The sequence below is a fragment of the Amphibacillus jilinensis Y1 genome (genome assembly GCF_000306965.1).
Classification (GTDB): Bacteria; Bacillota; Bacilli; order Bacillales; family Amphibacillaceae; genus Amphibacillus_C; species Amphibacillus_C jilinensis.
The window spans coordinates 27,529-37,041 of sequence record NZ_JH976445.1 but is presented as its reverse complement, the minus strand read 5'-3'; the positions used below and the strand labels follow the sequence as shown (position 1 = coordinate 37,041).

At 42.8% G+C, this 9,513-nt stretch carries 7 protein-coding genes; 6 read left to right on the top strand and 1 reads right to left on the bottom strand.

The window, feature by feature from the left end; all coding sequences use genetic code 11:
- Nucleotides 1–343 precede the first annotated feature (343 nt).
- Complete coding sequence (locus B494_RS0118225) at nucleotides 344–1,774, bottom strand: amidohydrolase (RefSeq protein WP_017473813.1); 1,431 nt, start codon at nucleotides 1,772–1,774, stop codon at nucleotides 344–346.
- 365 nt (nucleotides 1,775–2,139) lie between these two features.
- Here B494_RS0118225 and B494_RS0118220 point away from each other — a divergent pair, with 365 nt between their 5' ends.
- From B494_RS0118220 to B494_RS0118195, 6 genes are all read left to right on the top strand, one after another.
- Nucleotides 2,140–3,345 carry a M20 metallopeptidase family protein gene (locus tag B494_RS0118220; RefSeq protein ID WP_017473812.1) on the top strand — a complete coding sequence of 402 codons (1,206 nt, stop codon included), beginning with the start codon at nucleotides 2,140–2,142 and terminating at the stop codon, nucleotides 3,343–3,345.
- Nucleotides 3,342–4,526, top strand: coding sequence for a M20 metallopeptidase family protein (locus B494_RS0118215; protein ID WP_017473811.1), 1,185 nt, complete (start codon nucleotides 3,342–3,344; stop codon nucleotides 4,524–4,526). Before B494_RS0118220 ends, B494_RS0118215 begins: the two co-directional genes overlap by 4 nt.
- A 37-nt stretch (nucleotides 4,527–4,563) precedes the next feature.
- The gene (locus tag B494_RS0118210; RefSeq protein ID WP_017473810.1) at nucleotides 4,564–5,511 is read left to right on the top strand and encodes an ABC transporter permease; all 948 of its coding nucleotides are present in this window, start codon (nucleotides 4,564–4,566) and stop codon (nucleotides 5,509–5,511) included.
- An 11-nt stretch (nucleotides 5,512–5,522) separates the two neighbouring features.
- Nucleotides 5,523–6,455 carry an ABC transporter permease gene (locus B494_RS0118205; RefSeq protein WP_017473809.1) on the top strand — a complete coding sequence of 311 codons (933 nt, stop codon included), beginning with the start codon at nucleotides 5,523–5,525 and terminating at the stop codon, nucleotides 6,453–6,455.
- Nucleotides 6,456–6,478: 23 nt separating this feature from the next.
- Nucleotides 6,479–8,134, top strand: a complete 1,656-nt coding sequence (locus B494_RS0118200; RefSeq protein WP_017473808.1) for an ABC transporter substrate-binding protein — start codon at nucleotides 6,479–6,481, stop codon at nucleotides 8,132–8,134.
- 320 nt (nucleotides 8,135–8,454) lie between these two features.
- Nucleotides 8,455–9,510: an ABC transporter ATP-binding protein gene (locus B494_RS0118195; RefSeq protein WP_017473807.1), complete on the top strand. Its 1,056-nt coding sequence runs from the start codon at nucleotides 8,455–8,457 to the stop codon at nucleotides 9,508–9,510.
- Nucleotides 9,511–9,513 lie beyond the last annotated feature (3 nt).

Sequence of the window (9,513 nt, the reverse complement as noted above, 5' to 3'; positions counted from 1 at the left end):
TTGGGACAAAAGTAAAAGACGTAAGATCAGTTGCGAATGATCCGTTTGTTTTGTGAATGGATTATTCGTCTTTATTATATTAAAACGAATGATATCAAATAGCTGAGGAAATATGCGACACTCTAGCGGGAACAGCACGAGCTGAAGATCCATTCAGTAAAGCGCTTTTGGCTTTACTGAATTAGCTGAAGCCGTGCCCGCAGAAAGGGAGTATATTTCCTCTGCGGGTATGTGATAAACCTACACATTCTAACACCCCTTGTCGCGGGATGTCAACGCCAATTGATTAACAAAATGGTTAGTTTACCATTCGGTCTTGCAAGGCTATCTGGTCATAGAAGGCTTATTCATCAGGCATCACATCATCAGAAAATGCACAAACATAGCTTCTTCCTTGCAAAAAGTCTAGATGCTCCTGTTTCGCTTTTTCAACGAGCTCAGGATTTTCAATTAAATCGATCGCACTAAGCGCGAGTGTCTTTCCAGCTGTCATCATCCCTTTATGAGCGACGGAGGATTTGCCATTGGCAACCCATTGCCAACTGTGTGGTGGCGTTCCGTGTGGTTCACAAGCAACAAACACTTGTCCAGTTGGGACAATCCAGCTGACATCTCCGACATCGGTCGAACCAATCGTTTTTCCGAAAAATTCAATCGGATAGAGCGGTGTGCTGACCGGCTCTTGCGCGAGCTTCGTCCACTGGTCAGAATCAAGCTCAGGAAATGAATGACGAATGCTTTCGTAAATATTCGCTTTGACCTGTTCAGAAACGGTGTCGAAGAAAGCTTGTTCATAAGCTATTTCCGCTTCACTAAATGATAGCGGGGTCAAGAGCTCCAAATTTTCCTGCAGATTATACGTAACGGTTTTGTTTGGAATATAATTGTAGCAAGCAGAATGGACGTGAATGTTCAGTTCTGTATCCGTCATTAAAGCAGCTCCTTCAGCCACACGGTTGACACGCTCCAAAATCGCTTTAGCTTGTTCAATTTCTGGTGCGCGCACATAATAGAATAACCTGCTACTGGACTGAACAACATTTGGTGAATGTCCACCTGCATCCTTGTATGCGTAGTGAATCCGAGCCTCATCTATAATATGCTCACGCAAGTATTGCACACCTACATTCATCAGTTCCGCAGCGTCTAAAGCGCTTCTGCCAAGTTCAGGTGCGCCAGCTGCATGAGCTGCTTGACCTTTGAATTGATAGTCTACATGGTAAACTGACAAGCTGCCTGATCCCCAAGCCTCCGTTTTATCAGAAGGGTGCCAGCTTAAGGCAATATCCAGATCATCGAACAACCCTGAACGTGCCATGAATGACTTCCCACATCCACCTTCTTCTGCTGGACAACCGAACAATTTAATTGTGCCTGATTGACCAGTGTCCCTGAGGAATTCCTTTACACCAACTGCGGCTACAACGGCTCCCATCCCTAATAAATTATGACCACAGCCATGTCCGTTCCCTCCCGTTTCAACTGCTTGCTCCTCGGCAAGATCAGCAACTTGACTGAGGTTCGATAATGCGTCGTACTCACCTAAAACTCCAATTACGGGGTGACCCGATCCGAATGATGCGACATATGCATTGTTCATACCTGCAACACCTTTTTCAATGTCAAAGTCCTCAGATTCTAAAACGCTATAGTGTTGTTCGACTGATTTATATGTAGCAAAACGTAGTTCTGGTGTCTCCCATATACGATCGGAGGCTTCTGTGAATTTCTGTTTTTTTTCTTCTAGTAAAGCTAAAAGTTTCGTTTTGTCCAAATTTGTTATCCTCCCTCGACATGGTGTTAAAAAAATATTTCATGCTGATATGTTATTTTTATTCACTGGACGAGTCAACTTCTTTGTCAGATATTCGACCAAGAACCTTGTTTTTGAAATATTTTTAGTAAGCGTTTCAGAGGGTGTTAAACCGCATTTTTATGCATATTAATTAATACTAATAAATAATTTTGAATATTTTAAATTTTCAAAAAAGTAGTTGACGTTTTAACAAAAAGTTCTTTATAATACGTATCATTAGTTTCGATTCACGAACCATCGTCACATTGAACGATGTGAAGTAAGGGATTGAATAATCAGTGGGAAATACCATCGTGACAGTCAAAAGAAAGTGAGGAGAAAACATGCTTTACGAAAAAATAGAGGCAATGCTCGAGTCGCAGTTTGAAGAAACAGTTGCAAATCGCCGTTACTTGCATCAGCATCCCGAGCTATCCTTTCAGGAAAAGAACACCAAAAAATTTATTAAGGATAAGCTACTTAGCTATGGCTATACCTCGATTAAAGAAGAAGTTGGTGGAGGTGGAATTTTAGCTACACTAGATTCTGGAGAACCGGGACCAGTGCTTGGCTTTAGAGCCGACTTTGATGGGTTAGCTGTCCAAGAGGAAACAAATCTTTCTTTTCAATCGACACAAGCTGGCGTCATGCATGCCTGTGGACATGATGCACATACAGCTGGATTACTAAGCTTAGCAAAGGCGATGATGCCCCTCCGTAAAGAAATGTGTGGAAAGATTATTTTTATCTTTCAGCATGCAGAAGAAGAGCCGCCTGGCGGAGCAAAAAGTATAGTTGAATCGGGGCTACTGGATGAATTAGATGCCGTTTACGGCTGGCATGTTCAAGGTGATGATCCATACAACGGTAAAATATATACGCACAAAGGCTATGCAATGGCAGCGGCAGATGCCTTCTCGATCAAGATTCAAGGGAAGGGTGGGCATGGTGCTTCTCCACATACAAGCATTGACCCAGCTGTGATCGGTGCCTATTTAATTCAGCAGCTCCAAACATTAGTATCACGGCGAAAAGACCCAATTGATCCAGCAGTTCTAACCGTTGCAACATTTAAAGCTGGGGAAGGTGCACATAATGTTATTTCAGATCAAGCAACCATTAGTGGGACAGTTAGAACGCTTGATCCTAAGGTGCAAGATATGATGGAACAGGGGATTAAGGATTTGACTGAGCATGTATGTAAGGCACATCAGGCGACAGGAGAAGTGGTGTATGAACGTGGCTATCCGTCTGTTTACAACGATCCGGAGGAAACGGCACTCGTTGAACAGCTGTTCAAAGAAAAATTTGGTCAGAACATGGTTAGTGAGCTCCCAGTTATCATGGGGGGAGAAGATTTTGCCTATTACTTAAAGAAAAAGTCGGGTACCTTCTTCTTTGTCTCAGGTGGGACCTTGGAGCAGGAGGAATTATTTCCACATCATCATGGTAAATTTAGCTTGGATGAGCGAAGCATGCTTACAGGTGCCAAGGCGTTTGCCTTACTTATTAATCATTATTTAGTGACAAAGGTAGGTGAGTCTGTATGAGCTTGGCACAATGGTTAAGTGATTTAGCAGCTAACGAGCAGGAGACAATAGATGATCGGCGCTACTTACACGCTCATCCAGAGTTGTCCTTTCAGGAAAAGGAAACAGCAGCCTTTATTCTTAAAAAGCTACACCAATACGGAATTACAGATGTTACAACCAATGTTGGAAATGGTTATGGCATGGTAGCGAAGATAACAGGGGGTGAGCCTGGCCCAACTGTTGCGTTACGGGCTGACTTTGATGCTTTGGCAATTACAGAGGAGACTGATGTTGACTTTGTGTCGAAAAATATTGGGGTCATGCATGCGTGTGGGCATGATGTCCACACAGCTAGCTTACTGAGTGTTGCTAGGGTGCTGCAAAAGCATCGTCAGTCACTAAAGGGTAATGTTGTTTTGTTGCACCAAAACGCTGAGGAAGTGATGCCTGGTGGTGCGAAAAGTATGGTAGAAGCCGGCGCACTCGAGGGTGTAGATTACGTTTTTGGTATTCACGTCGCTGCTAATCTTCCAAAAGGACAGATTGGTTACGCATCTTCTTATGCGACAGCAGCAGCGGATTCTTTCCAGATCGATATTCAAGGAAAGGGTGGTCATGCCGCGAATCCGCATCAAACAGTCGACTCGATCATCATTGCGAGTCAAATGATTACCGATTTACAAACGCTCGTCAGCCGAAAGGTAGATCCAACAGCCCCTGCTGTACTGACCTTTGCTGGTGTTGAAGCAGGGGGAACGGCCTATAACATTATTGCCGATACTGCTACTATCCGTGGAACGATAAGAACACTAGATTCACAGGTAAGAGCACTTATGAAAGAAAGCATGCTTCGGCTCGTGCCACATATTGCTGAGATTCAAGGTGGTCAAGCAGAAGTTAGCTATACCGATGGCTATCCATCCGTGAAGAATACGGCAGCAGAAGTTGATCTGCTTGTTAAAACGATGACTAGACAATTCGGTGAAGAAAACATAATAAAGCTACCGGTCATGATGGGTGGGGAGGATTTCGCTTATTTTCTAGAAGAAAAACCTGGTGCCTTCTTCTGTGTGGGTGGCGAGAATAAAGAGATCGAAGCCACTTATCCGCATCATCATCCTAAATTCAAACTAGACGAACAGTGCTTACATCAATCGGGGCAAGCATTTTTAGCACTGGTAGCGCAATATTTGCTCTAGAGAAAAGATTGAAGACATTTAAAATGGAGGGTTTTTAATGGGGAAATATATTATAAAGCGTATTCTGATTACCATTCCAGTGCTGTTAATGGTTACAGTGTTCTGTTTTATTATTGTTAACTTAGCACCAGGTGATCCGACGGATTTGTACATTTCTGAAAATGCTACTGAGCAACAAATCGCACAAATGAGAGCGAACTTAGGCCTAGATCAGTCCTTTCTGGTTCAATATTTCAAATGGTTGCTCAATCTCGTCCAAGGCAATTTAGGCTTTTCCTTTGCCTCCCGCTTACCCATTATTGAAATACTCCCTAGTAAGATATGGGCGACTGTTACATTAATGACATCAACCTTGCTCGTTTCTTATTTACTTGCGATACCGCTCGGCATTATCAGCGCAAGAAAGCAAAATGGGTTTATTGATAATATGATTACAGGTATTTCCTTTTTAGGGATTTCGATTCCGAATTTCTTCTTTGGTTTAGCTTTAATCTATGTATTTGCTCTCCAGCTTGGTGTTTTGCCGACGGGAGGCATGGAGACTTTAGGGGGGGATGGTGGTGTATTGGACAGAATCCAGCATTTGGTGCTCCCGACGATCGTCCTGTCCGCCTTCTATTCTTCTAATATGATCCGTTATGTACGAGCAAGCATGATTGACATCTTTTCAGAAAATTATATGCGAACAGCTACAGCTAAAGGATTGAAAGAGAAGCTCATTCTTTGGAGCCATGGGGTTCGCAATGCATGGGTCCCAATTATTACTGTGATCAGCACGGATATCCCCAAAATGCTAGGTGGCGCGATTGTAACAGAACAAATCTTTCAATGGCCAGGGATTGGACAATGGATGATTTCTGCAATAAATGCACGTGACTACCCAGTTCTGATGGCAATTAATCTTATTGCAGCTCTGTCTGTACTCGTTTTTAATTTAATCGCAGATTTACTTTATGCAGCTGTTGACCCAAGAATTCGATACTAGGAGGGGTGCACATGGAGGAGCAGTTAAAGTTTAATCCAGTTCCACGAAAAAAAATCATTGAGATGGAGCAGATTAGTCAAACACAAGGGATTAGTCAAAATGATGATAGCTACGCGAAAACGATTATAAAGCGATTTTTGAAGGATAAAGTGGCAACATTAAGTCTCTTTATATTTGTCCTATTAATCCTTATCGCTATCTTTGCACCCGCTCTTGCACCATATAATCCAAATCAGACAGTTGGTTTTTTTGAGGAAGCACCAACAAATGAATTTTTGTTAGGAACGGATGAGGTCGGACGAGACGTCCTTAGTCGTTTAATCTACGGTGCTCGGGTATCGCTAACTGTCGGTGTCTTATCTGTAGCGATTTATGCAGTAATTGGTACAACGTTGGGGCTATTAAGTGGCTTTTTGGGCGGCTTTTGGGATAGTGCTATTATGCGTTTGACTGAAGTATTCATGGCGTTCCCTTACTTCATGGTTATTCTCGTTATTGTGAGCTTAATTGGTCCAAGTATTTGGACGGTTACCTTTGTGATTGGTCTTTTAGGCTGGCCAGTTCTTTGTCGTCTGGTCAGGGGAGAAGTGATGAAGTTAAAAAAGGCAGATTATGTTCAAGCTGCTATTTCATCAGGCTACCACACTTTTCAAATTGCATTTAAACATATTTTCCCCAATGTACTGACATTGATTTTAGTTAATATGACATTCGGGATTGCGACATCGATTATTACTGAAGCGTCGCTAAGTTTTCTAGGCGTCGGCGTGCAGCCGCCGACAGCAAGCTGGGGTAACATGATGTCAAATGCACAGTCGTTAACGGTCTTGGCTAATCAGTATTGGAGGTGGTTGCCAGCAGGCCTAATGGTATTGATATCTGTTTTGTCTGTCAATTTCTTAGGTGATGGACTAAGGCGAGCAATTGATGGCGAAGTGAAATAAATAATAAAAAGGTGGGACTTACGATGGCAAGTTTTAAAAAGTTAGGGCTATTCATTATGATTATCTTCGGTATGGTATTGTTTCTAGTTGGTTGTGGTGGTGGAGATGGAAACGCTGAACCAGCTGGAGGAGGAAGTGGAGAAGCAGCAGATGATATTGTTCCGGAGGGTGATGAGGACGACACACTATATATAGGTTTAACAAATGCGCCAGCGGGATTTAACCCGCTTAATGCGACTGATACCGTTGCCCAGTGGATTTTACGAATGTTGTACCCAACATTGCTAGATCAACCTGCGTCATTGAGCTTTGAAGGAAATCTAGCAGAGTCATTTGAAACGGAAGATAACCAAAGCTTTACGATCACGTTACGATCCGATGCTGAATGGTCAGACGGCGAGCCGATAACAGCAGATGATGTTGCCTATACGTTAGAGCTCATTGCTAATCCGGATGTGGAAACGACCTGGGGAGTTAATATTTCAAGCTTAGAAGGCTTGCAAAGCACAGGAAAGTGGGAGGACGGTGCAGATGGTGTTGCAGGTGTCGAAGTTGTTGATGAGCACACACTTATTTTAACTACGAAGACGCCTGTTGATCCTAATTATATTAAAGAAATGATTGGCTTTAATGTGTATGTTGTACCGAAGCATATTGCAGAGCAGTATGATCCGGCTGAGCTATCCAATTCAGAATTTGCAACCACACCTAGTGTTTCCGGTAGTATTTATCAATTCGTTGACTATGAAACGGACTCGTACGTTCAATTAGAGGCGAATCCAACTTACTATAAAGGAGAAGCGGAGTTAAAGCATGTGTACTTAAGAGTGGTTAATGGTACGAGTCTTGTAACAGAGCTACAATCTGGTGGCGTTGATATGGCTGCTGGTGGTGGAATTGGTGTTATTCCAGTTTCAGAGGTTGATACGTTAGCAAACGATGATAACTTAGTCTTTGAAAGCTATCCGGGATTTGCAACGCAGTTTATGTTTGTTAACAACGATGAATTTGATGCAGATGTAAGGTTGGCGATGATGTATGCCATTGATCGAGAAGCGATTGTTGAACAGCTGTTTAGAGGTAATGCTGAGGTTTTGAACAGTATGTATACATCGGCAAGTGTCTATTTTGACCCTGATGTAGAGGCAATTCCGCATGATGTCGATCGAGCACGCGAATTATTAGAAGGGGCGGACTTCGACACAAGTCAAGAAATTGAATTAACAGTGCCAACGGGTAACCGCGCACGTGAGCAGTCTGCTAGTTTAATTCAACAAAATTTGGAGGAAGCGGGCTTTAATGTCACTCAAGTAACGTTTGATTTCGTAACGGCGTTAGCAAACGTTAGAGAAGGAGACTATCAAATTGGTTTGATTGGTATCCCGTTAACGTCTGATCCAGATCAGACCTATCTTTGGTCTCAATCCGGAACAACTAATCTAGGCCGCGTTAATGATGAGAAATTGGAACAATTACTGGAAGAAGGGCGCACAGCCACCGATATGGATGAACGACAAGCGATCTATACAGAAATGCAAGCGTATTGGAGAGATCAAGCTTTTGCGGTGGGTTTATACGCCGACTTCCAATATAAGGTGCAAAGTAAAAACCTCAATGGTGGAATAAAAGAGTTTTGGGGTGGCAGCCTTCATGATATGCACGAGTGGACAAAAAATTAGAAGATTAATAGATTGATAGCAGTATTTCGGGGTCTTTTTAAAGGCCCCGAAGACTCATTTTTTATCAAAAATAATCGATCGTAAATCACCTCCTTCAAAATAGAGAGTAGAGCACATCTATTAAGGTGGGGCTAACGGATGCTATTGTCCTGATTCAATTAACTAACAACCAGTGGGTGACTAAGATCGGAGACTAAAAACAGCCACATCCTGTAGGCCCGCGTCTACATGACCTACGTCCTGTAGCTCTCCGTCCACGAATTGAAGGTTCGTTTGATATGCGAGGTAGAGGATTAAAAAAGTGAGGGAGGTATATGAGTATGGAGAAGAATAGTATTCTTTCTGTGCAGGACTTAACGATCTCATTTAATACCTTTGAGGGTGAGGTCAATGCAGTTAGAGGGGTTTCCTTTGATTTGAAGGAAGGCGAAACACTTGCGTTAGTAGGTGAATCTGGCTCGGGAAAGAGTGTCTCAACCAAAGCCATCACTCAGCTTCTGCCGAAACGAAATACCAACATCTCCAAAGGTGAGGTTTGGTATTATGACCAGGAGTTATTAAAAAAGTCGAGCAAGGAAATGAAAAAGATCCGTGGTAAAGATATTGCGATGATTTTTCAAGATCCGATGACCTCGCTAAACCCGACCTTAACAGTAGGGCGGCAAATTGCTGAACCGCTTATCGAGCATCAAGGCATGAGTAAGCAGAGGGCGAAAGAAGAAGCGATCACACTGATGAAAAAAGTCGGCATTGTTGGTTCAGAGCAACGCTTTCAACAGTATCCCCATCAGTTCTCAGGAGGCATGAGGCAACGGGTTATGATTGCGATCGCCTTAGCGTGTCACCCAAAGGTTTTAATTGCTGATGAACCGACAACGGCCTTGGATGTTACCATTCAGGCGCAAATTATTGACCTGCTAAAGGAATTGCAAGCTGAATTTGATACATCTACGATTTTTATTACGCATGATTTAGGTGTCGTCGCCCATATCGCTGATCGTGTCGCGGTCATGTACGCAGGGAAAATTGTTGAGATTGGCACGGTCGATGAAATTTTTTATAATCCGAAGCACCCTTATACTTGGGGGTTGTTGGCATCAATGCCGACAATGAAGATGGAAAAAGAAGATTTATACACGATTCCAGGCTCACCTCCGAATTTATTAAACATCCCAACGGGCGATCCGTTTGCTTCACGAAATATGTATGCTTTAGAAATCGATTTTCAAGAGGAACCACCAATGTTTAAGGTTAGTGATACCCACTATGCCGCAACATGGTTACTGCATCCAAATGCACCTAAAATAGAGGTGCCGGATGAAATTAAACGTAGAAATAAGCGGTTTGCTGCCATTTCAGCTGCAAAAGGAGAGTAAATC